The sequence below is a fragment of the Nonomuraea sp. NPDC050790 genome (assembly GCF_044456745.1).
GTDB lineage: Bacteria > Actinomycetota > Actinomycetes > Streptosporangiales > Streptosporangiaceae > Nonomuraea.
Map to the genome: position 1 here is coordinate 719,510 of NZ_JBITGF010000001.1, position 22,541 is coordinate 742,050.

The following is a 22,541-nucleotide window of genomic DNA, read 5'->3' on the forward strand; positions in this document are numbered from 1 at the left end:
GGGGCGTGATCACCCTCAAACTCTTGGCCGCCGCGGCCTTGGTGTTAACAGCGGCGGTCGATCCGCAGGTCCCCGTCGAGGACGCGCCCAAGGCGTCGTCCTACCCGCCCCCCTCCACCCTCCTCGCCGCTCCCGCCCCCAAGCACCTGGAGACGGCCAAGAAGAGCAGGCCGGTGGCGCCCGGCATCACCTTCACCGCCTTCGACCGCTACGACGCGGCGGGCTGGCTGCGCGCCGACGCGCTGTCGGCGGACCTGTCCGGCGGCGTCAAGGCCGGCTACCTCAACTCGGGCGAGGTCTCCAAGACCGAGCCGCTGTCCGGCCCCGCCACGCGCGCCCGCGCGGTCGCGGCGGTCAACGGCGACTTCTTCGACATCAACCGCTCGGGCGCGGCGCTCGGCGTCGGCGTCCAGAAGGGCGCGCTCGTCCAGTCGCCCAGCAGCGGCTGGAACAACGCGGTCGCCCTCACCGGCGAGGGCGTCGGCCGCGTGCTCAAGATGTACTTCGAGGGCAGCGCCACCCCGCAGGGCGGCGCCCCGATCGCCCTGACCCAGTTCAACCAGCTCGTCCAGAACGGCGGCGTCGGCCTGTTCACCCCGCTGTGGGGCAGCTACACGCGCGCCCGCGCGGTCGAGGGCGCCACCAAGGTCACCGAGGTCGTGCTCACCGGCGGCGCCGTCACCGAGGTCAGGACCGCCGCGGGCAGCGGCCCGATCCCGGCGGGCACCACGATCCTGCTCGGCAGGGACGCCGGGGCCGACGCCCTCGCCGCGCTCAAGCCCGGCGACAGGGTGGACGTGAGGTACGAGCCCAAGCCGTCCGACGGCGGCCAGGTCGAGACCGCCATCGGCGGCAACTACGTCCTGGTCAAGGACGGCGCCGTCCAGAGCTCCACCGACCAGGCGGCCCACCCGCGCACCGCGGTCGGCTTCTCCGCCGACGGCAGGAAGATGTACCTGCTGACCGTCGACGGCCGCCAGGCCGACAGCCGCGGCGTCACGCTCAACGAGCTGGCCGCCATGATGATCGAGCTCGGCGCCCACAACGCGCTCAACCTCGACGGCGGCGGCTCCTCCACCATGCTCGCCCGCGAGCCCGGCGCCGCCGAGCCGCAGGTCGAGAACAGCCCCTCCGACGGCGGCGAGCGCCCCGTCCCCAACGGCCTGGCGCTCTACGCCCCCGAGGGCAGCGGCAGGCTGAAGGGCTTCTGGCTGGAGACCGCGAGCGACCCCGCCAAGGCGCCCGGCGTCGGCCCCGTCGCCGGTGGCCGCCCCGAGCGCGTCTTCCCCGGGCTCTCGCGGCGGCTGAGCGCCGCCGGATTCGACGAGACGTACGGCCCCGCCGCCGGCACCCCGAGCTGGCGTTCCAACCCGGCCGTGCACGGCGTCGTGGACCACAAGGGCGTCTTCCGCGCCCTCATCCCCGGCCAGACCACCGTCACCGCCTCGCGCGGCGGCGCCAAGGGCACGATGGAGCTGACCGTGCTCCAGCCGCTGACCCGCCTGGGCGCCACCACCGACCGGGTCGGCCTGGCCTCCGCGCAGGCCACCGCCACCTTCGGCGTCGTCGGCTACGACCGCAACGGCAACTCCGCGCCCATCGAGCCGGGCGACCTGTCGCTCGACTACGACCGCGCGCTGTTCGAGGTCACGCCCAGCCCCAACGGCTTCTTCACCGTGAAGGCCAGGCAGGACAAGGGTGCCGGGCTCATCAACGCCAAGGTCGGCCGCGTCACCACCGCCGTGCCCGTGACCGTGGGCACCGAGGAGCAGAAGGTCTCCGACTTCGAGGACGCCGGCTCCTGGGCCTTCGCCGCCGCGCGGGCCACCGGCTCGCTGTCGGCCGCGCCCGGCCAGAGCGGCGGCGGGCTCAAGCTGGCCTACGACTTCACCCAGTCGACGGCCACCAGGGCGGCGTACGCCAGCCCGCCGCAGCAGATCGTGGTGCCGGGCCAGCCGCAGGCGTTCGGGCTCTGGATCAACTCCACCGGCAAGGGCGAGTGGCCCTCGCTGGAGTTCTACGACGCCCAGGGGCAGTCGCAGATCCTGCGTGGTCCCTACCTGACCTGGACCGGATGGAAGTACGTGGAGTTCCAGGTGCCGCCCGGGGTGTCCTACCCGCTGAAGCTGCGCCGGTTCTACGTGGCCGAGACGAAGGCGGACGCCTCGTACACCAACGAGATCCTCATCGACGGGCTCGTGGCCAAGGTGCCGCCGCCGGTGCAGGCGCCGCCGGCGGAGAAGATCGCCGATCCGGTGGTGAAGGCGTCGGTCGAGGCGATGCCGTGGCGGTTCGCGGTCATGTCGGACGCGCAGTTCGTGGCGCGGGATCCGGACAGCGACATCGTGCGCAACGCCCGCCGTACGCTACGAGAGATCAAGGCGGCCAAGCCGGACTTCCTGCTGATCAACGGCGACCTCGTGGACGAGGCGTCGCCGGCGGACTTCGCGCTGGCCAAGAAGATCCTCGACGAGGAGCTGGGCGGTGAGCTGAAATATCAGTACATCCCGGGCAACCATGAGGTGATGGGCGGGAAGATCGACAACTTCCGGGCCGTCTTCGGCGACACCTACCGCAGCTTCGACCACAAGGGCACCCGCTTCGTCACGCTGGACACCTCGCGGCTGAACGTGCGCGGCGGCGGGTTCGACCAGGTCGCCCTGCTGCGCGAGCGGCTCGACGCCGCCGCGAAGGACCCGGCGATCGGGTCGGTGGCGGTGCTGTTCCACGTGCCGCCGCGCGACCCCACGCCGGGCAAGGGCAGCCAGCTCGGCGACCGCAAGGAGGCGGCGCTGGTGGAGCAGTGGCTGGCCGACTTCCAGCGCGAGACCGGCAAGGGCGCCGCCTACATCGGGGCCCACGTCGGCACCTTCCACGCCTCCCGGGTGGACGCGGTGCCGTACTTCATCAACGGCAACTCCGGCAAGAACCCGGCCACCGCGCCCGGCGACGGCGGCTTCACCGGCTGGTCGCTGTGGGGCGTCGACCCCGTCACCGCGCGCGAGGCCGAGCACGTGCGGCGCAACTGGTTCGTGGACGCCCCCGCGTGGATCGGGACCCAGGTACGCCCGCACGTGGACGAGCTCACGCTCACCGCGCCCGCCACGGTCGCGCTCGGCCGTCCCGCGACGCTCACCGCGGCCGCGAAGCAGGGCGCCCGCCAGGTGCCGGTGGCCTATCCGGTCTCGGCGGAGTGGAGCGGCTCGCCCGCGCTGCACATCGGGTCGCGCTCGGGCCTCAGGCCATGGCACAAGGCCGTGCTCGACCCCGCGACCGGGACCCTGACCGCGCTGCGTGAGGGCTCGATCGTGGTGGCCGTGACGGTCAACGGCGTCCGGCGGGAGGCCACGGTCGCCCTGACCGCCAGGGCCGCCGCCTGACCGACCTCGTGAGACGCCCGGCGGTCGCGCACCGCCGGGCGTTTCATGACAGCGACCGTTAAGCGATCATCAATCGGGATTCGCTAGGTTGACCGGCCATGACCCGACTGAGCCCGCGTCTGGGGCCGCTCACCCCCCGCCAGCACTGGCGCAGAGCCCGGCTCCAGACCTACTCGTGGCTGCTGACCGGCGCCTACCGGCTCGGCGCCATGCACCCGGCGGTGTGGAGGTTCGTGGCACGCTCCTACCACCCGTCCCTCGACCGGCTGGCCGCCCGGCACGCCCGCGTGGCCTGCCAGTTCGCCGCCGTGGACGTGCCCGCCTACCGCGACTTCCTGCGCGAGCGCGGTGCCGCGGGGGCCAGGCGGCTGGCCGACTTCCCCGAGACCACGAAGCAGAACTACGCCGGCGCCTACGACGAGAGCAGCCGGTGCCAGGAGGGCAGGCTGCACCGGGCCGGGGTGATCGTGGACGAGTCGTCGGGGTCGAGCGGCAAGCCGTACAACTGGGTGCGCGGGCCGCGCGAGCTGAAGGGCATCTACCGCAACGCCGCCGGGTACATCGAACTGGTCTTCCCCGGCCGACGGCTGTTCGTGATCAACGCGTACTCGATGGGCGCCTGGGCCACCGGCACCACGACCGGCACCGCCATGGCGCGCATCGCCATGGTGAAGAACACCGGCCCCGACCTGGAGAAGATCGCCGACACCCTCGAACACTTCGGCCCCGGCTACGACTACGTGGTGGCCGCCTACCCGCCCTTCCTCAAGCACCTGCGCGACCGCCTGGACGAGAGCGGCTTCCCCTGGGCGGACTACCGCATCCGCGGCATGGTCGGCGGCGAGGGCATGACCGAGGCGCTGCGCGACTACCTGGAGGAGCGCTTCGAGGAGGTCCGCTCGGGCTACGGCGCCAGCGACCTCACGATCGGGATGGGCGCGGAGACCGGCTTCACGGTACGGCTGCGCAAACGCCTGGCCACCGACGGCCGCCTGCGCGAGGCGCTGCTGGGCCCCGGCGAGCAACGCCTGCCGATGATCTTCCACTACAACCCGCTGGAGACGTTCCTGGAGGTCAACGGCTCCGGTGAGCTGCTGTGCACGATCAACACCAAGAGCTGCCTGCAGCCCAAGCTCCGCTACAACGTCGGCGACGAGGCCCTGCTGCGTACCCTGCCCGAGGTGAAGCGGGCCCTGGGCGCCGACTACGCCGCCATGTGGACCGACGAGCGCATGAACCTGCCCCTGCTGTTCCTGTTCGGCCGCAAGGACTCGACCATCTCCTACATGGGCGCCAACCTGTACCCGCAGGACGTCGAGTACGGCCTCTACCAGGGCAATCCGTACGCCGCCTCGATCGCTCGCTTCTGCCTGTCCCTGGAGGAGCTGCCCGGCCTGGAGTACCGCCCGGTGATCAACATCGAGCTGCGCGAGGGCGCCGCCTGCGACCGGGAGGCGCTCGCCGGCATCTGCCGCGAGGGCGTGGTGGCCCACCTGACCAGCGTCTCCCGCGACTTCGCCGAGTCACTCAAGGAGGACCCGACGGCGGCCGACCTCCGGGTGAGACTGTTCGGACCGGGCGAGGGCCCCTTCGCCGCCTTCACCAAGATGAAGAACGTCTACCTGGTGTGAGGCCCTCGCCCGCCGGTCAGACGCTGGTCCGCAGGCTCCAGATGACCGGGGTGCCGACGGCGGTCCCGCACGTCACCGAGAGCTTGACGTTGGGGCCGTGGCCCAGGCACTTGCCGGACTGCTTGTGCTGCCAGCGGCCCTGGGTCAGCGCCGTCCACGCCTGGTAGTTGCTGTTGTTGCACGAACCCATGTAGACCCTGCTGCCGCTGGCGTCCAGGCACTTGCCGGTGGCGCGCTGCTTGAACGCCTTCAGGGTGCCGGAGCCGACGATCTGCCACTGCTGGTACTGGTTGCCGTTACCGCACGTGCTCATGTACGCGGACGACCCGTTGCCGTCCAGGCACCGGCCGCCGCCGACGAGGTAGTAGTAGGTGGCGGCCGTGGAGGCGTTCGCGGGCACGGCCGTGGCCGTCAGGCCCAGTCCCGCCGCGGCGAGCAGGCCGACGGCGGCGGCCCTGAGGTACGACTTGATCATGGGGATCCCCTCCGAGGATGATCGGCTGATGCGGTCCGGAGGCTAGTCCGCGGCACTTTCGATCGGTTATCGAGCGTTGTGTCCGGGGCTATCGTTCTCGCAGGCAATCTCGCGAGCTGGTGAAGGACTCATGAGGACCACCGACTTCAGCAAGGCGCCGCCCCAGGGGCAGGCGGGGGCGATGTTCGTGGGGGCGACGCGGTACCGGGGGCCCTGGTCGATCGTCACGCTCTCCTTCACGTGGGTGCGCATGGTGCGCGACATGAAGCGCATGCGGGGCTACCGCTGGCACAAGGTCTACTGGGAGTTCCCGTTCACGCTCGGCACCCTGGCCTTCTTCGAGGACCGGGACGCGCTGCTGCTGTTCGCGCGCAGCCGTCACCACCGCGAGCTCATGCGCTGGGTGACCGACGGCACCAAGAACGCCACCGGCGGCTACATCCGCCTCTACAACGCCGAGCCCGAGGGCTACTCCAACGGCGTCTGGCGAGCAGAGGGCGGCCCCATGGCGCACATCCCGACCTTCACCCCGCTGTCCGGCGAGGACGGCGAGGGCCCGGCGGTGACCCGCGCGTGAGCCTGCGCACCGTCGAGTCGCGCCGCGACCTGGCCGATTTCCTGGCGCTCACCGACCGCCTCTACCCGCCCGGCTCGGGGCACGTGCCGCCGCTGCGCGCCCAGGTCCGCGCCTGGCACCGCCAAGGGGTACGGCTGGCCGTCCTGCGCCGCGGCGGCCGGGTCGTGGCCAGGACCACCCTGCACGCCGACGCCGCCTTCGACGCCAAGCTGGGCAGGAAGGCGCAGCTCTTCGGGCTGACCGAGTTCGAGCAGGACGCGGCGCAGGAGCTGTTCGCGGCGATCGAGGCCGAGGGCCGCGCGGCGGGACGGCAGAGCGCCTTCGGCCCCGTCTCGCTGCTGCCCAACCAGAGCGGCGGCGTGATCACCTCGGGGTTCGGCGAGCGCGGGTTCATCGACAGCGCCTGGAACCACCCCTACTACCCGGTGGCCTACGAACGGCACGGCTTCGGCCGCCGGTTCGAGGCCGACACCTGGATCTGCCCGGTGCCGGGGGAGGAGGTCTTCGCCTTCGACGACGCCCGCCTGGCCGCGGAGGGGCTGGAGGTCCACCGGGGGCAGCGGCGGCGGCTGGGTGAGCAGTTGCCGATCCTGCGCGAGATGCTCAACGCCGCCTTCGCCCAGCTCGGCTACTACACCGAGATCTCCGCCCGGCAACTGGCCGAGCAGACCGACGGGCTGGCGTTCCTGCTGGAGGAGTCGCTGCTGCTGTACCTGACCAAGGCGGGGCGGCCGGTGGCGTTCGTGCTGTGCGTACCGGACATCTCGGCGTTCGTGGCGCGGATCCGAGGAAACCTCCACCCGCTCAACCAGCTCCGGCTCCTGGCCACCCGGGGACGCTATCGGAACGAGGCCGTGCTGATCATCAAGGGCACGATCCCCTCCGAGCAGGGACACGGCTACATGCGGCTGCTGTCACGGGAGCTGCACCGGGGCCTGCGCGAGGGCGGCTACCACACCCTGCGCAGCACCTACGTCGAGCGGAGCAACCCCGGCTCCGCCGCCCAGTTCCAGGCCATGGGCGGGCGGCCGCTGCACGGCTACACCTTCTACGAGAAGGCCCTGTGAAGGCGCTGCGGGAGCTGGAGCCCGACTTCTGGCGGGCGCCCAGCGCGCACAACACCCAGCCCTGGACGCTCACCTACACCGGCCAGGAGGCGGTCGTCGGCTGGGACCCGGCGCGGGCGCTGCCGGTGAGCGACCCCACCGGGCGCGACCTGCGGCTCGGGCTCGGGGCGTTCGTGGAGACGTGCCTGATCGTCTGCGCCTCCGCCGGGCTGCGGGTGGGGTTCCGCGCGGAGGCCGGGCCGCTGCGGGTGGGGGTGCTGCACGAGACGGCGCGGCCGTACCGGACGGAGTTCACGACGCGGGACGTGCGCGAGCGCGGCACCAACCGCGGGCCCTACCACCCGGAACCGCTGCCCCGCGACCTCGCGCCTGAGGCACGCCGGGTGGGCTGCCGGGAACTGGCGGCGCTGCTGTACGCGGCCGACCTGCACCAGTTCGGCGACGCCGCGGTCACCGCCGAGCTGCGCGCGTGGTTGCGGCTGGCGCCCGGACATCCGCGCTACCACCTCGACGGGCTCACCGACCGGGCGCTGGCGCTGTCCAGGGCCGAGGCGCTCGGGCTGCGGGCGGCGCTGGCGCTCCACCCCGTCCTGCGCCGCGCCGGGCTGCCCAGGGTCCTGGCGGCGGCGGGCAGGGGGCTGCTCGACTACGACGGCGAGGTGCTGGTGCTGGTCGGGACGCCCGGCGAGGAGGTCGAGGCGGGGCGGGCGCTCATGCGGCTGTGGCTGAGCCTGTCCAGGCGCGGCTACTCCACCCACCCGCTCAGCCAGATCATCGACAGCCCGCCCACGCGCGGGCTTCTGGCCGCCCACCTGGGCGTGGACGACCCGGCGAGTCTCCTGCACCTGGCCCGCGCGGGGCGGCCACGGCAGGCGGCACCGCGTTCTGCCAGAATCACCCGTTGACAAACCACCTCAAGCATTGAAAAGTGCCGAGTTAGGTGGATCATCGGCTGAACGGGGAGTTGCTGCGTGGACGCCAAGACCTACATGGCCGGGGTTTTCGACCGGGCGTCCGGGACCTATGAGCGGATCGGCGTGCCGTTCTTCGGACCGGTCGGTGCCGAGCTCGCGCGCCAGGCGGGTCTGCGGCCGGGGGAGAGCGTCCTGGACGCCGGCTGCGGCACCGGGGCCAGCCTCATCCCCGCCGCCCGCGCCGTCGGGCCGCTCGGCCTGGTCGTCGGGCTGGACCTCGCACCCGGCATGCTCGCCGTCGCCGCCGCCGAGATCGAACGGCTGCGCCTGTCCAACGCCACCGTGCTGTCCGGCGACATCGAGCACGCGTCGATGCTCCTGCCCGCCGCCCGCTTCGACGCCGTGCTGGCCGGCATGATGCTGTACTTCCTGCCCGACCCCGCCGCCGCCGTACGCGCGATGTCCGGTCTTCTGCGCCCCGGCGGCCGGCTGGCCGCCAGCCTCCTGGCCCAGCCCAGCCCCGCGGAGGCCGACCTGCTCGGCCAGGTGGCTCTCGCCCTGGCCCCCTTCACCACCGGGGCGGGTGGCGCGCCGTTCACCCACCGGCTCAACTCCGAACGCGAGCTGGCCGACCTGCTGTCCGGCAACGGCCTGGCCGGGGTGCGCTGCGAGGAGGTCGTCTTCGAGGTGAGCGTCGAGCGCGGCCAGGTCTGGGACTGGCTGTGGTCGGCCGCGCGCCGCGCCTCACTGGAGAGCATCCCGCAGGAACGGCACGCCGACGCGCGCGCCGCCCTGGAGTCGTCGCTGCCCGAGGAGGTGTACGTGCTGCCGCGCACCGTCCGCTTCGCCACGGCGGTACGGCCGGGCCCCCTCCTCAGATCCCGGCCCTAGCCCCCTACATGCGCACGGGACCCGCGACGCCTGTGAGGGGGCGCCACGGGTCCCGTGCTTGAGCGCCACGGGCCGCGTCCTCCGAACGGGACGCGACCCGCGTTTCAACCGGTCATGGCGATCACCGTGCCCGCGCCGACGGTCAGGCCGCCCTCGCGGATCGCGAAGCCGAGCCCCTCCTCCAGCGCGACGGCCTTGCCGAGCTCCACCTCGACCTCGACCGTGTCACCCGGCTGGGCCGGGGCGGGCAGGTCGATCCTGCCCGGCACGTCGGTCGTGCGCAGGTAGAACTGCGGACGGTACCCGTCGGCGACCGGCTTGCGGCGGCCGCCCTCCTCGGCCGTGAGGAGGTAGACGCGGGCGGTGAAGGAGCTGCGCGCCTGCTGCGTGCCGGGCGCGGCCAGGACCATGCCCCGCCGTACCTGCTCGCGGCGCACGCCCCGCAGCAGGACCGCGGCGTTGTCCCCGGCCTCGCCCCGCTCCATCGTCTTGCCGAACGTCTCCACCCCCGTCACGACGGCGGAGAACGTCTCGCCGAAGCCGACGACCTCGACGGTGTCGCCGATCCGCACGACGCCGCGCTCGATCGCCCCGGTGACGACCGTGCCGCGGCCGGTGACCGTGAGCACGTTCTCCACCGGCATCAGGAACGGCGCGTCGACGTAGCGCACCGGCACCGGGATGTGGTCGTCCACCGCCTGGAGCAGCGCCTCGACCGACGCCGTCCACTCGGGGTCGCCCTCCAGCGCCCGCAGCCCGGAGACCCGGACCATGGGCACGTCGGCGTAGCCGTGCTCGGCCAGCAGCTCCGACAGTTCCAGCTCGACCAGGTCGGCCAGCTCGGGGTCGGCGCCGTCGGCCTTGTTGAGCGCGACGACGAGGTGCTCGACGCCGACCCGCTTGGCGAGCAGCACGTGCTCGCGGGTCTGCGGCATGATCCCGTCCTGCGCGGAGACCACCAGGATGGCCCCGTCGAGCTGCGCCGCCCCCGTGATCATGTTCTTCACGTAGTCGGCGTGGCCCGGCATGTCGACGTGCGCGTAGTGGCGGGTGGCCGTCTCGTACTCGACGTGCGAGATGTTGATCGTGATGCCCCGCTGCGCCTCCTCGGGCGTGCGGTCGATCCTCTCGAACGGCGTGTACGTGGCGCCGCCCCGCTCGGCGAGCACCTTCGTGATCGCGGCGGTCAGCGTCGTCTTGCCGTGGTCGACGTGTCCCATCGTGCCGATGTTGAGATGCGGCTTGTTGCGGACGTATGCCTGCTTGGCCATGATCGTGTTCCTCTTCGCGAGTGCCTGGATGTGTGACCCGTCCTCGGGTCGGTCAACCTCCCCCCGCCGGGTCACCGTCAGGACTTACGGGGAGAGGTCAGCGCTCCAGGCCGTCGCAGGCACGCTCGAAGACACCCGCGGCGATCGCGGGAGTCATCGGGTGAACGTGCCGGAACATGAGCGTCATAGTGACGTACCAGAGCAACGTGTGGCAAACGGTTATTCCCGCGGCGTTGGTGTGGCGCACAACACAAGGGCGGTGGTTCGTCGCAGGGGCCGAAGCAGGGCGCCGCGGGCGTCGCTTAGCGTTCGGCCATGCCCCGTCTCTCCTTGGACGACCTCTACCGCCTGGCCGTACCGTCTGATCCGCAGGTGCGTCCCGGCGGGGCCGCCGTGGCGTACACGGTCACCACCGCCGAGCGCGACACCGACGAGAACACCACCCAGATCTGGCTCGCCGCCCCCGGCACCGAGCCACGCCGTCTGGCGACCGGCAGCCTCCCTCGCTGGTCGCCGGACGGCGGCACGCTCGCCTTCGTCCGCCCCGTGGACGGCAAGCCGCAGATCCACCTGCTGCCCATGGACGGCGGCGAGCCGCGCGCGCTCACCACCGCGCCGCTCGGCGCCGGAGCGCCGGTCTGGTCGCCCGACGGCACCAGGATCGCGTACGGCGGGCCGCACTTCGCCCCCTCGGCTGACGGTCCCGACCCGAACGCCCCCGTCGTCGCCGACCGGCTCGACTACAAGGCCGACGGCCCCGGGCTGCTGCGCGGCCTGACCTCGCACGTCTTCGTCGTGGACGTGGGCTCGGGCGAGCTCACCCAGGTCACCGAGGGCGACTTCCACACCGGCCAGCCGGCCTGGTCGCCCGACGGCCGGCGGCTGGCGTTCACCACGTCCATGGAGCACGACCGCGACCTCGTCCCCAGCGGCGCCGTCCACGTCGTCGACGCCACCGGCGGCCAGCCCAAGCGGCTGACCACCGACGACGTGCTCTGCACCGGCGTGTGGTGGCTGGGGGAGCGGCTGGTCGCGGCGGCCTTCAAGGACGGGCCGTCCGGGCACACGCGGCTGTTCGCCGTCGGCGAGGACGGCCAGGAGGAGATCGTCACCGGCCTGGACCGGAACGTCATGGTCGGGGCGCCGGGCTACCCGGGCGCGCCGCCCGCGCTGGACGGCGGCGACCTGCTGTTCTGCGCGCGCGACGCGGGCTCCACCCATCTGTACCGGCTCGGGGGCTCGGGGGTCGCGGAGAAGATCGTGGGCGGCGAGCTCAGCGTCGCCGGGGCCTGCGCCGCGGGCGGTCGGCTGGCCTACGTGGCGGCCTCGCCGTACAGCGCGGGGGAGGTCTACCTCGACGGCGAGAAGCTGACCGCGCTCGCGCCCGCCGACCTCGAGCTCTACCCGCCGCGCGCCCGCGTCTTCACCGCGCCCGACGGCACCCGCGTCGAGGGCTTCCTGACCGGCGAGGGCGGCGGCGGCCCGCTGCTGCTCGACATCCACGGCGGCCCGCACAACGCCTGGGCCCCCGTCTTCGACGGAGTCCACCTCTACCACCAGGTGCTCGCCGCCCGCGGCTGGACCGTCCTCACCCTCAACCCGCGCGCCAGCGACGGGTACGGCGAGGCCTTCTACACCGCGGCCCTCGGCGCGTGGGGCGTGTCCGACGCCCAGGACTTCCTGTCGGCCGTGGACGAGCTGGTGGCCGACGGCACCGCCGACCCCGCCCGCCTCGCCGTCACCGGCTACAGCTACGGCGGCTACATGACCTGCTACCTGACCGGGCACACCGGCAGGTTCAAGGCGGCGATCCCGGGCGGCTGCGTCAGCGACCTGACCAGCATGGCCGGAACCTCCGACGCGGGGTACTACCTCAAGACGTGGGAGTGCTCGGGCGACCTCGCGCCGCAGTCGCCGCTCACCCGCGCGGGCGAGGTCACCACGCCCACGCTCATCCTGCACGGCGACGCCGACGAGCGCTGCCCGGTCGGTCAGGCCGAGCAGTGGTTCGAAGCCCTGCGCGAGCGGGAGGTGCCGGTCCGGCTGGTGCGTTATCCGGGCGGCTCCCACCTGTTCATCGTCCAGGGGCGTCCCTCCCACCGTTACGACTACAACGAGAGGATCATCGCGTGGCTGGAGCAATGGGTCAGCGGCTCGCCGAACTGATCGCGAAGTACGAGGTGCCGGGCGCCGCCCTGGCCTACTTCCACGACGGCGAGCTGCACGAGTACGCCGCGGGCGTGCTCCACCGCGGCACCGGCGTAGAGACCACGACCGACTCGCTCTTCCAGATCGGCTCCGTCACCAAGGTCTGGACGGCGACGCTGCTCATGCAGCTAGCCGAACGCGGCCTGCTGACGCTGGACACGCCGGTGGCCGAGCTGCTGCCGGAGTTCAGGGTGGCCGACCCCGAGGTGAGCGCGACGGTCACCGTGCGCCACCTGCTCTCGCACACCAGCGGCATCGACGGCGACCTGTTCCTGGACACCGGGCGCGGCGACGACTGCGTGGAGAAGTACGTGGCGGCCTGCGCCGACCTGCCGCAGAACCACCCGCTCGGCGCCACCCAGTCCTACTGCAACTCCGGCTTCATCGTGGCCGGGCGCATCGTGGAGAAGCTGACCGGAAAGACCTGGGACGAGGCGCTGCGCGAGCAGATCTTCGAGCCCCTCGGCCTGACCCACGCGGTCACGCTGCCCGAGGAGGCGCTGCGCTTCCGCGCGGCCCTGGGCCACATGGACGGCGGCGAGCCGGCGCCCGTCTGGGGCCTCATGCGATCGTGCGGCCCCGCCGGGCTCATCAGCGCCCGCCCCGCGGACGTGGTCGCCTTCGGCCGCGCCCACCTCGAAGGCGGGCTGCTGGAGAACCCGCAGGCGATGTGGGAGCCGCAGGTGGCCATCCCCAACCCGCACACGCTCGGCGCCCACTGGGGCGTCGGCTGGATCCTCGACGAGTGGAGCGGCCAGAAGGTCATCTCCCACGGCGGCAACACCATCGGCCAGCACGCCATGCTCTGGGCGGTGCCCGGCACCGGCACGGTCGTGTGCGTGGTGGCCAACGGCGGCCACAGCGGCGCGTTCACCCACGCCGTGGCGACCGAGCTGTTCGCCGAGCTCGACGGGCTGGAGGTGCCGCCCACGCTCGGGCCGCCCGCGCAGCCGGTCGAGGCCGACGTCACCCGCTACCTCGGCGTCTACGAGCGGGCCGGCGCCCGCCTGACGATCAGCCTCAAGGACGGCGGGCCCTCGCTGCTCATGGAGTCGACCGGCGCGCTGGCCGGCCTTCAGGAGCCGGAGGAGATCCCGCTGGTCGCCGTGGACGACGTCACGTTCGTCGGCCGCCGCCCCGGCGACCCCGACTGGCTGTCGGCCGTCTTCTTCGAACTGCCCGACGGCACCCTGTACGTGCACGCCGGCGCCCGCGCGACTCCGAAGGTGAGCTGACCATGGACCTGCAGAAGCGTCTGGACGAGGCGGCGGCCAAGCACGGCGTGCCCGGCGCCGCGATCGCGGTCTGGGCGGGCGGCGAGCTGCACGAGGCCGCCACCGGCGTCGTCAACAAGAACACCGGCGTGGAGACCACGCCCGACAGCGTCTTCCAGGTCGGCTCCACGACCAAGGTGTGGACCGCGGCCCTGATCATGCAGCTCGTCGAGGAGGGCAAGGTCGAGCTCGACCGGCCGGTCACCGACTACCTGCCCGAGTTCGGCCTCGCCTACGAGGCCGAGATCACCGTGCGGCACCTGCTGACGCACACCGGCGGCTTCGACGGCGACCTGTTCGAGGACACCGGCCGCGGCGACGACTGCCTCGACAAGTACGTCACCTACCTGCACGGCACCACGAAGGTGCACGATCCCGGCGCGCTGTTCTCCTACTGCAACTCCGGGTTCGCGGTGCTCGGCGCGATCGTGGCCAGGCTGCGCGGCACCACGTGGGAGGAGGCGATGGCCGAGCACCTGTTCAAGCCGCTCGGCGCCACCCAGACGGCGCTGCTCGGCGAGGAGGCCGTGCTGTTCCGCGCCTCGGCCGGGCACATCGGTCCCGACCAGGTCGTCTACCCCAAGTGGCAGTTGCCGCGCTCGAACGGCCCGGCCGGGTCCACCATGTGCCTGGCCCCGCGCGAGCTGGTCCGCTTCGGCCGCATGGTCCTGGCCGGCGGTGTGGCCGAGGACGGCACCCGCGTGCTGGAGGAGCAGACCCTGGCCGAGATGCGCCGGCCCCAGATCTCGGTGCCGACCGTGCCGGGGCTGCTGGCCACCGCGTGGGGCCTCGGCTTCGAGCTGTTCGACTGGGGCGCCTTCGGCCACGACGGCGGCACCCCCGGGCAGAGCACGCTCTGGCGGATCGTGCCGGGCAGCGACGTCGTGCTCGCGATGAGCGCGAACGGCGGCGCCTTGGCCGGCCTCCTCGAGGACGTGGTGCTTCCGGTGCTGCGCGAGACGACCGGGCTCGACGTGCCGGGACTGCCGCTTCCCCCGGCCGAGCCGGCCGCCGTGGACGCCGCGCCGTACGCCGGGACCTACACCGGGCCGGTGCTGTCGCTGGAGGTCGCCGGAGCCGGCGGCGGCCTGGACATCACCGAGATCCCCGGCGACTTCATGGCGAGCATGGGCGCCACCCGCAAGACCACCCGCTACGTCCACCTGAGCGACGACCACTTCGTCGCCGCCGAGGCCGACGGCGGGATGCACGCCACCGTCACGTTCGTGATGCGCGACGGCACCGCCGCCTACCTGCACAACAGCCGGGCGGTCCCGCGTGCGTGAGATCTTCGACGCCGCCGGCGCGATCGGGTTCGTCCACGCGCGGGAGGTGGACGGCGAGGCCGAGGTGGCCTTCGGGGCCGACGACCCCGTGGTGCTGGCCTCGGTGTTCAAGATCCCGATCGTGCTGGAGTACGCCCTTCAGGCCGCGGCCGGTGAGCTGGAGCGCACCGAGCGCCGCACCGTCAGCGTGGCCGACAAGGACGGCGGCATCGGCACCTCGGGCTGCGCCGACGACGTCTCGCTGACGCTGCGCGACCTGGCCCACTTCATGATGACCATGAGCGACAACGCCGCCACCGACGTGCTGCTGCGCCGCGTGGGGCTGGATCGGGTGCACGCCACGCTCGCGTCGCTGGGCCTGCCGCGCACCCGGCTCGTGGGCGGCTGCGCCGACCTGTTCGACCAGGTCAGGCAGGAGCTTGGTCCGGTGGACCTGGAGAAGCTGACCGAGGAGCAGATCAGGCCGCTGGCCGTGCGCGACCCCGAGCGGACGACCTCCAGCACGCCACGCGAGATCACCACGCTGCTCAGCCTGATCTGGCGCGACGAGGCCGGTCCCGCGACGGCCTGCGAGGAGGTGCGGCGCATCATGGGCAACCAGGTGTGGCCGCACCGGCTCAGCTCCGGCTTCGGCGGCGAGGTCAAGGTCTCCGGCAAGACCGGCACGCTCTGGGGCGTGCGCAACGAGGCGGGCGTGGTGGAGTTCCCCGACGGCCGCCGCTACGCCGTCGCGGTCTTCCTGCGCACCGTCGGGCTCGGCCTGCGCGACCCGGCCGCCGACGCCGCCATCGGCCGCGCGGCACGGGTCGCGGTGGACCGGTTGCGAGTGTGATGTCCGAGGTGACGTATGGTGAGCGGGTGATCGACCGCCCGCTCGCCAGCCTCGGTCGCATCCTGCTCGACCTCGGCACGACCGTGATGGGTGTGGCCGCCTCGCCGGGCGACCTCGGCACCGAGGTCACCGGCGTGCACATCTACGACCCGCTCGACGAACTGCTCGTCCCGCCGGGCGGCATCCTGCTGGCCGTGGGCGTCCACGCCGCCGGCGACATCACCGACCTGCTCCACCGGGCGCGCACCGCCGCGGCGATCGTGGTCAAGGTCCCGGTCGAGGTGGACGAGCAGGTACGCGCGGCCGTACTGGAGACCGGGATCGCCGTGCTCGGGCTGACCAGGGCGGCGTCCTGGTCGCAGGTGGCGGCGCTGCTGCGCTCCCTGCTGGCCGAGGGCGACCTCGACGAGCCGGGCGAGGAGCCGCAGGGCGACCTGTTCGCGCTGGCCAACGCGGTCTGCGCGCTGCTCGACGCCCCGGTCACCATCGAGGACCGCTCCTCGCGGGTGCTGGCCTACTCCGGGCGGCAGGACGAGGCCGACCCCGGCCGCGTCGAGACCGTGCTCGGCCTCCAGGTGCCCGAGCGCTACCAGCGCATGCTCGACGAGCGCGGCTTCTTCAAACGGCTCTACCAGAGCCGCGAGCCGGTCTACATCGAGCTGGACGACGGGTCCAGCATCAACAGGACGGCGGTCGCCGTACGGTCGGGCGACGAGATCCTCGGCTCGATCTGGGCGGCGGTGCGCGAACCGCTCAGCGAACAGCGCCAGCGCGCCTTCGCCGACGCCGCGAAGATCGTCGCGCTGCAACTGCTGCGCCAGCGGGCCGGCGCCGACACCCAGCGGCGGCTGCGCGCCGACCTGCTGTCGACCGTGCTCGCCGGCGGCGCCGACGCGGCCGAGGCGGCGGGCCGGCTGGGCGTCGCCACGGAACGGTTGTGCGTGCTGGCCGCCCAGCTCACCGACCTGACCGACGCCGACCCCGCGCGCGGCGAGAGCGACCGCCAGCGCTTCTGCGACGCCTTCGCCCTGCACGTGGGCGCCATCCACCCGCGGGCCGCCGCCGCGCTGGTCGGCTCGGTCGCCTACGCGGTGCTGCCGCTCAGCCCCGGCGGCGAGGAGGAGGAGCGGGCCGTCCGGGTCGCCCAGAGCTTCCTGTCGCGGGTCGGCCCGCGCTACGAGGCCAACGTCGGCGTCGGCCGGCTGGCCGCCAACCTCGCCCAGGTGGCCAGGTCGCGCGCCGACGCCGACCGGGCCCTGCGCGTGCTGCGCGCCCGCGCCACCTCCGGCCAGGCGGCCGGCTACACCACCGTGCACTTCGAGTCGCTGCTCATGCAGGTGGCCGACGTGGTGACGGCGGAGGAACAGACGCCCACCGGGCCGTACCAGCGGCTGCTGGAGCACGACGCCGAGCACGGCAGCGACCTCGTGGCCACCCTGCGCGCCTACCTCGACGCCTTCGGCGACGTCAACCTGGCCAGCGCCCAGGTCCACGTGCACGCCAACACCTTCCGCTACCGGCTCAAGCGGCTGGTGGAGATCAGCGGCCTCGACCTGGCCGACCCCGACGCCCGGCTCACCGTGATGCTCCAGATGAGGATCTTCGGCGGCTAGGACTAGGGCCGCTGTAGTTTTCGTCACACGGCACGAAGAAGCCGCGCCGGGCAGCGACGAAGGTGGGTGACCAACCCCCCACACCGCTGACTCGGAGTCCCGTATGAAGAAAGTCGCGGCGCTCGCCTGCGTGGCCATGTTCGCCTCCGCGTGCGGCGGCGGAGCGGCCCAAGCGCCCTCCGGCCGGCCCGTCGCCGGCGGCACCTTCACCTACGCCATCCCCGCCGACCCCGGCGTGCTCGACCCCGCGACGGCCGTCCTGAACGTCACCAACACCGTGCTCGGGTTCGCCTATGACACGCTGGTCACCACCGGCCGCGACGGGAACACCGTTCCGGGCCTCGCCGAGAAGTGGGAGGTCAAGCCGGACTCGGTCACGTTCACGCTGCGCAAGGACGTCACCTGCTCCGACGGCGCCAAGCTCACCCCCGCCGACGTGGCCCAGAACGTCAACCACATCGCCGACCCGGCCACCAAGTCGCCCATCTACGGCGTGCTCCTCCCTGCCGGGATGAAGGCCACCGCCGACGACGCCGCGGGCACGGTGACGTTCACGACGCCCAAGCCGTTCTCCTTCATCCTGGAGAGCGCCCGTGACCTGTACATCGTCTGCGGCAAGGCGGTCAAGGACCGCTCGATCATCGCCCGCGCCACCTCGGGCAGCGGCCCGTACGTGCTGAGCGAGGCGATGCCGGGCGACCACTACACCTTCACCCGCCGCAAGGACTACGCGTGGGCGCCCGGCGGCGCGAGCACCCAGGGCATGCCCGACACACTCGTGCTCAAGGTCGTGCCGAACGAGCAGACCTCCGCCAACCTGCTGATCTCCGGCGGCATCAACGCCGCCATCTTCTACGGCCCCGACCGCACCCGCCTGGAGGCCACGCCCGGTCTGATCAAGAAGACCCCGATGGCCGGCAACGGCCAGTTCTTCTACCATCAGGGCGAGGACCGGCCCACCAAGGACCCCGCCGTGCGCAAGGCGCTCACCCAGGCGCTCAACCTCAAGGAACTGGGCGGGATCGCCTCCAGCGGGACCGGCCGGCCCGCCACCGGCCTGGTCACGGAACCCCGGCCGTGCAAGGGCGACACCGTCACCGGGCACGTGCCCGCCTTCGACGCCGCCGCGGCCGCCGCGGGGCTGGAGGCCGCGGGCTGGAAGCCCGGCCCCGACGGCGTCCGGGTCAAGGACGGCAAGCGGCTCACGCTGCGCTACCTCTACGCCACCACCAGGGGCGCCGGAGTCCAGGCCGCCGCCGAGTACGTGGCCGCCGCCTGGAAGGCCGCCGGCGCCGAGGTCAAGCTCAACGGCGTGCTCGACACCAAGATCTCGGAGTCGCTCAACGCCACCCAGGACTGGGACGTGGTCTGGCTGCCCATCGGCGTCCTGCTGCCCTCGCAGCTCGAAGGCTTCCTGTCCGGCCCCGCCGCGCCCAAGGGCGCCAACTTCGCCCACCTGGACAACGCCCGCTACTCCGAGCTGATCGCCGAGGCCAAGCTCAAGCCGGGCGAGGAGGGCTGCAAGCTCTGGCTGCAGGCCGAGTCCGCGCTGTTCGACAACTCCGACCTGGTCCCGGTCGTGGAGAACACCGTGCTGATGGCCGCCAAGGGCGCGACGTTCGAGATGACCGCCACCGTCATCGACCCCGTGTCGATCCGCCTGACCGAAGGAGGCTGAGTGCTGCGGCATCTGGTGCGCTTCGTCGTGTCGCTGGGGGTGCTGCTGGTGGCGTCGTTCGCGATGATCCACCTCATCCCCGGCGACCCGGTACGCGCCTCGCTGGGCCCCGCCGCCCCGATCGAGCTGGTGCAGGCCAGGACGGCCGCGCTAGGGCTGGACCGCCCGCTGCTGGAGCAGTTCACCACCTACGTCGCGAACCTGTTCTCCGGCAACATGGGCGTCTCCTTCCTGACCGGCGAGCCCGTCGCCCAGGTGATCGTCACCCGGCTGCCCAACACGCTCGGACTGGCGCTGCTGGCCACGGTCGTCGCGATGCTCGCGGCCGTGCCCATCGGCATGTGGGCCGCCATCAGGACCGAGAACGGCCGCAACCGCGGCACCGAGGCCACCTTCACCTCGGTCACCGGCACCGCCGTGGCCGTGCCGGAGTTCCTCTACGCCATCGGCCTGGTCACCGTCTTCGCCATCGGACTCGGCCTGTTCCCGCCCGCGGGCAAGTCGGGCCCCTCCTCGTACGTGCTGCCCATCCTCGCGCTCGCGATCGGCCCGATCGCGATGATCTCCCGCATCTCCCGCGTGGAGACGCTGCGCGAGCTCGGCACCGACTACGTACGGCTGGCCCGCGCCAAACGCCTGCCCGCCGCCCGCCTCTACCTGCGCCACGTGCTGCCGAACACGCTCACCGCCACCCTCACCATCGGCGGCCTGCTGCTCACCGCGCTGATCGCGGGAAGCGTCCTGGTGGAGTACGTCTTCGCCTGGCCCGGCCTCGGCATGAAGATCGTCGAGTCGATCACCCAGAAGGACTATCCCGTGGCCCAGGGCGTGATCCTCGTCTACGGCGCCATCGTCCTGGTCGTCAACTTCGCCGTCGACCTGGTCCTCGGCAAGCTCGACCCGACCTCCTCCATCAAGGAGACCTGATGCCGCGCACTCCCGCCGCCGTCGTCTCGGCGGTGCTGGTCACCCTCATGGTGGTGCTGGCGATCATCGGCCCGCCGATCTGGGGCGAGGCCGCGGAGAAGATCGACGCCGGCGCCATCCTCCAGGGCGCCTCCGCCGCCCACCCGCTCGGCACCGACAACCTGGGCCGCGACCTGCTGGCCCGCGTGCTCGTGGCCGGGCGCTACTCGCTGGCGCTGGCCCTGGCCGCGACGCTCATCGGCGCGGTCATCGGCATCGTGCTCGGCGCGCTGCCGTCGGTGCTGCCGCGGCGCGGCGCCCGCCTGGTCACCGGCACCGTCAACGCGCTGGTCGCCTTCCCCGGGCTGCTGCTGGCCATGTTCACCGCCGTCGTGTCCGGCATGGGGGCGCGCGGCGCCGTCCTCGGCATCGGCGTGGCCATCGCGCCGGGCTTCGCGCGGCTCACCCAGACGCTGGCCGCCTCCGTCGCCGGGGCCGACTACGTGCTGGCCGCCCGCATGCTCGGCGTCCCGCGCCGGCGCGTGCTGGGCAGGCACGTGCTGCCCAACATCGCCGAGCCGCTCATCCTCAACCTCGCCCAGGCGCTCGGCGGCGCGCTGCTGGGCCTGGCCGGCATGTCCTTCCTCGGGCTGGGCGTGCAGCCGCCGGACTTCGACTGGGGCCGGCTGCTGTTCGACGGGTTCGCCCGCATCTACGTCACGCCCGAGGTGGCGATCGGGCCCGCGGTGGCGGTCGCGCTGGCCGGGATCGGGTTCAACCTGCTGGGCGACACGCTGGCCAAGCGGGCGGCGCGCACCGCCGTACCGGCGAGGAAGGAGGACCTCGCCGCGCCCGAGCCCGCGGGCGCGCCCGACCCCGAGGCCGTGCTGGAGGTACGGGACCTGACCGTCACCTTCCCCGGCGGCGTCACCCCCGTGCGCGGCGTCTCCTTGACGGTACGGCCCGGCGAGATCGTCGGCATCGTCGGCGAGTCCGGCAGCGGCAAGAGCCTGACCGCGGCGGCGATCGGCGGCCTGGTGCCCTATCCGGGCACGGTCACGCACGCCGCGCTGCGCCTGGACGGGCGCGAGACCGCCGAGCTCAGCCAGAAGGAGCTCGGCACGAGCCTCGCCATGGTCTTCCAGGACCCGATGGCCTCGCTCAACCCGGCGCTGCGCGTCGGCGGGCAACTGGCCGAGGTGGCGCTCGTGCACCAGGGCGCCACCCGCGCCGAGGCCGCGCGGCGGGCCGTGGACCGGCTCGGCCACGTTCACCTGCCTGATCCGGAGAAGCAGGCCAGACGCCATCCGCACGAGCTGTCCGGCGGCATGCGCCAGCGCGCGGTGATCGCGATGGGGCTCATGGCCATGCCCAAGCTGATCATCGCCGACGAGCCGACGACCGCGCTCGACGTCACCGTGCAGCGGCAGATCCTCAAGCTCCTGCGCGAGGTGGTCGACGGGAGCGGGGCGGCGGCGCTGTTCATCTCGCACGACATCGCGGTCGTGGGGGAGCTGTGCGACCGGGTCGTGGTCATGTACGCGGGGCGCGTGGTCGAGGAACTGCCCGTGACCTCGCTGGCCAAGGGGGCGGCGCATCCGTACACCAAGGCCCTGGTGGACTCGCTGCCCGACATGGAGACCGACCGCTCGCTGCCGCTGGCCAGCATCCCCGGCACGCAGCCGGCGCCCGCGCTGGTGGGGGCGGGGTGCGCGTTCGCGGGGCGGTGCGCGCTGGCGACCGAGCGGTGCTCGACGACGTTGCCGCCGGTGACCGAGTACGGCATCGCGCACCGGGTGGCCTGCTGGGAGGTTTCATGAAATTTACTGACGTGACGGTGCGATTCGGGTCGTTCACCGCGGTCGACTCCGTGAGCCTGGAGGTGCCGCCCGGCGGCATCGTCGGGCTCGTGGGGGAGTCGGGCTCCGGCAAGTCGTCGCTGGCCAAGGCGGTCAGCGGGCTCGTGCGGTACTCCGGGAGCATCACCGGTGCCTCCCGCGTCCAGATGGTCTTCCAGGACCCCTACGCCTCCCTCGACCCCCGCATGAAGGTCGGCGAGTCGGTGGCCGAGGGCCTGCTGGAACTGCCCAGGGCGGCCCGCGCCGAGGAGGTGAGCCGCCTGCTCGGCCTCGTCTCCCTGTCCGCCGACCTCGCCGCCCGCTACCCGCGCGAGCTGTCGGGCGGGATGCGCCAGCGCGTGGCCATCGCCCGCGCGCTCGGCGCCCGGCCCGACCTGCTGGTCGCCGACGAGATCACCAGCGCCCTGGACGTCTCGGTCCAGGGCGCCGTGCTCAACCTCATCCGCTCGCTGCGCGACACGCTGGGGCTGTCGATCCTGTTCATCTCCCACAACCTCGCCGTGGTCCGGTACGTCTGCGACACGGTCGCGGTCATGCACCGGGGCCGCATCGTGGAGCACGGGCCGACCGAGGCCGTGGTGGGCAGTCCTGAGCACGACTACACCCGCACCCTGCTGGAGGCCGTCCCCCGCCTGCAACACTGAGAGCGGCTCCGGCGGCCCCACCCGCCCCCGGAGCC

17 protein-coding genes are annotated in these 22,541 nt (G+C 72.7%); 15 read left to right on the top strand and 2 right to left on the bottom strand.

Features of this window, described 5'->3' with window-relative positions:
• Positions 1-5 precede the first annotated feature (5 nt).
• Both ACIBEJ_RS03395 and ACIBEJ_RS03400 read left to right on the top strand, forming a co-directional pair.
• A complete protein-coding gene (locus ACIBEJ_RS03395; protein WP_397180965.1) occupies positions 6-3,380 on the top strand; it encodes a phosphodiester glycosidase family protein in 3,375 nt (1,124 codons plus the stop codon).
• Between the two features lie 98 nt (positions 3,381-3,478).
• Entirely contained in the window at positions 3,479-5,011 is a 1,533-nt protein-coding gene (locus tag ACIBEJ_RS03400) for a phenylacetate--CoA ligase family protein (protein ID WP_397180966.1), read from the top strand.
• Between the two features lie 16 nt (positions 5,012-5,027).
• Here ACIBEJ_RS03400 and ACIBEJ_RS03405 read toward each other — a convergent pair whose 3' ends face one another.
• Positions 5,028-5,486, bottom strand: coding sequence for an RICIN domain-containing protein (locus ACIBEJ_RS03405; RefSeq protein WP_397180967.1), 459 nt, complete (start codon positions 5,484-5,486; stop codon positions 5,028-5,030).
• 130 nt (positions 5,487-5,616) lie between these two features.
• Here ACIBEJ_RS03405 and ACIBEJ_RS03410 point away from each other — a divergent pair, with 130 nt between their 5' ends.
• The 4 genes from ACIBEJ_RS03410 to ACIBEJ_RS03425 all read left to right on the top strand — a co-directional run bounded on the left by ACIBEJ_RS03410 (position 5,617) and on the right by ACIBEJ_RS03425 (position 8,935).
• The gene (locus ACIBEJ_RS03410) at positions 5,617-6,063 is read left to right on the top strand and encodes a DUF4188 domain-containing protein (RefSeq protein ID WP_397180968.1); all 447 of its coding nucleotides are present in this window, start codon (positions 5,617-5,619) and stop codon (positions 6,061-6,063) included.
• A complete protein-coding gene (locus ACIBEJ_RS03415) occupies positions 6,060-7,130 on the top strand; it encodes a hypothetical protein (protein ID WP_397180969.1) in 1,071 nt (356 codons plus the stop codon). The genes ACIBEJ_RS03410 and ACIBEJ_RS03415 overlap by 4 nt, the downstream gene beginning before the upstream one ends.
• Positions 7,127-8,035: a hypothetical protein gene (locus ACIBEJ_RS03420; RefSeq protein WP_397180970.1), complete on the top strand. Its 909-nt coding sequence runs from the start codon at positions 7,127-7,129 to the stop codon at positions 8,033-8,035. Before ACIBEJ_RS03415 ends, ACIBEJ_RS03420 begins: the two co-directional genes overlap by 4 nt.
• A 66-nt stretch (positions 8,036-8,101) precedes the next feature.
• The gene (locus ACIBEJ_RS03425; protein WP_397180971.1) at positions 8,102-8,935 is read left to right on the top strand and encodes a class I SAM-dependent methyltransferase; all 834 of its coding nucleotides are present in this window, start codon (positions 8,102-8,104) and stop codon (positions 8,933-8,935) included.
• Between the two features lie 104 nt (positions 8,936-9,039).
• Here the strand turns inward: ACIBEJ_RS03425 and tuf are convergent, their stop codons facing one another.
• The gene (gene tuf, locus ACIBEJ_RS03430; protein ID WP_397180972.1) at positions 9,040-10,206 is read right to left on the bottom strand and encodes an elongation factor Tu; all 1,167 of its coding nucleotides are present in this window, start codon (positions 10,204-10,206) and stop codon (positions 9,040-9,042) included.
• Positions 10,207-10,521: 315 nt separating this feature from the next.
• On the opposite strand from tuf, the gene ACIBEJ_RS03435 reads away from it, so the two are divergent.
• The 9 genes from ACIBEJ_RS03435 (at position 10,522) to ACIBEJ_RS03475 (ending at position 22,506) form a co-directional block, all read left to right on the top strand.
• A complete protein-coding gene (locus ACIBEJ_RS03435) occupies positions 10,522-12,372 on the top strand; it encodes a S9 family peptidase (protein WP_397180973.1) in 1,851 nt (616 codons plus the stop codon).
• The gene (locus ACIBEJ_RS03440; RefSeq protein ID WP_397180974.1) at positions 12,336-13,649 is read left to right on the top strand and encodes a serine hydrolase domain-containing protein; all 1,314 of its coding nucleotides are present in this window, start codon (positions 12,336-12,338) and stop codon (positions 13,647-13,649) included. The genes ACIBEJ_RS03435 and ACIBEJ_RS03440 overlap by 37 nt, the downstream gene beginning before the upstream one ends.
• 2 nt (positions 13,650-13,651) lie before the next feature.
• Entirely contained in the window at positions 13,652-14,974 is a 1,323-nt protein-coding gene (locus tag ACIBEJ_RS03445) for a serine hydrolase domain-containing protein (protein WP_397180975.1), read from the top strand.
• The gene (locus tag ACIBEJ_RS03450) at positions 14,967-15,806 is read left to right on the top strand and encodes a serine hydrolase (RefSeq protein WP_397180976.1); all 840 of its coding nucleotides are present in this window, start codon (positions 14,967-14,969) and stop codon (positions 15,804-15,806) included. The genes ACIBEJ_RS03445 and ACIBEJ_RS03450 overlap by 8 nt, the downstream gene beginning before the upstream one ends.
• Before the next feature lie 26 nt (positions 15,807-15,832).
• Positions 15,833-17,419: a PucR family transcriptional regulator gene (locus ACIBEJ_RS03455; protein ID WP_397180977.1), complete on the top strand. Its 1,587-nt coding sequence runs from the start codon at positions 15,833-15,835 to the stop codon at positions 17,417-17,419.
• Between the two features lie 103 nt (positions 17,420-17,522).
• Positions 17,523-19,097, top strand: a complete 1,575-nt coding sequence (locus tag ACIBEJ_RS03460; RefSeq protein ID WP_397180978.1) for an ABC transporter substrate-binding protein — start codon at positions 17,523-17,525, stop codon at positions 19,095-19,097.
• Complete coding sequence (locus ACIBEJ_RS03465; RefSeq protein ID WP_397180979.1) at positions 19,098-20,024, top strand: ABC transporter permease; 927 nt, start codon at positions 19,098-19,100, stop codon at positions 20,022-20,024.
• Positions 20,024-21,823, top strand: a complete 1,800-nt coding sequence (locus ACIBEJ_RS03470) for a dipeptide/oligopeptide/nickel ABC transporter permease/ATP-binding protein (RefSeq protein ID WP_397180980.1) — start codon at positions 20,024-20,026, stop codon at positions 21,821-21,823. Before ACIBEJ_RS03465 ends, ACIBEJ_RS03470 begins: the two co-directional genes overlap by 1 nt.
• The gene (locus tag ACIBEJ_RS03475) at positions 21,820-22,506 is read left to right on the top strand and encodes an ABC transporter ATP-binding protein (protein WP_397180981.1); all 687 of its coding nucleotides are present in this window, start codon (positions 21,820-21,822) and stop codon (positions 22,504-22,506) included. The genes ACIBEJ_RS03470 and ACIBEJ_RS03475 overlap by 4 nt, the downstream gene beginning before the upstream one ends.
• Positions 22,507-22,541 lie beyond the last annotated feature (35 nt).

What these genes read in the sequence shown, in the direction of transcription:
- ACIBEJ_RS03400 (WP_397180966.1), top strand. Translation starts at nt 3,479, where the DNA reads ATGACCCGACTGAGCCCGCGTCTGGGGCCGCTCACCCCCCGCCAGCAC.
- ACIBEJ_RS03405 (WP_397180967.1), bottom strand. Translation starts at nt 5,486, where the DNA reads ATGATCAAGTCGTACCTCAGGGCCGCCGCCGTCGGCCTGCTCGCCGCG.
- ACIBEJ_RS03410 (WP_397180968.1), top strand. Translation starts at nt 5,617, where the DNA reads ATGAGGACCACCGACTTCAGCAAGGCGCCGCCCCAGGGGCAGGCGGGG.
- tuf (WP_397180972.1), bottom strand. Translation starts at nt 10,206, where the DNA reads ATGGCCAAGCAGGCATACGTCCGCAACAAGCCGCATCTCAACATCGGC.
- ACIBEJ_RS03435 (WP_397180973.1), top strand. Translation starts at nt 10,522, where the DNA reads ATGCCCCGTCTCTCCTTGGACGACCTCTACCGCCTGGCCGTACCGTCT.
- ACIBEJ_RS03445 (WP_397180975.1), top strand. Translation starts at nt 13,652, where the DNA reads ATGGACCTGCAGAAGCGTCTGGACGAGGCGGCGGCCAAGCACGGCGTG.
- ACIBEJ_RS03460 (WP_397180978.1), top strand. Translation starts at nt 17,523, where the DNA reads ATGAAGAAAGTCGCGGCGCTCGCCTGCGTGGCCATGTTCGCCTCCGCG.
- ACIBEJ_RS03470 (WP_397180980.1), top strand. Translation starts at nt 20,024, where the DNA reads ATGCCGCGCACTCCCGCCGCCGTCGTCTCGGCGGTGCTGGTCACCCTC.
- ACIBEJ_RS03475 (WP_397180981.1), top strand. Translation starts at nt 21,820, where the DNA reads ATGAAATTTACTGACGTGACGGTGCGATTCGGGTCGTTCACCGCGGTC.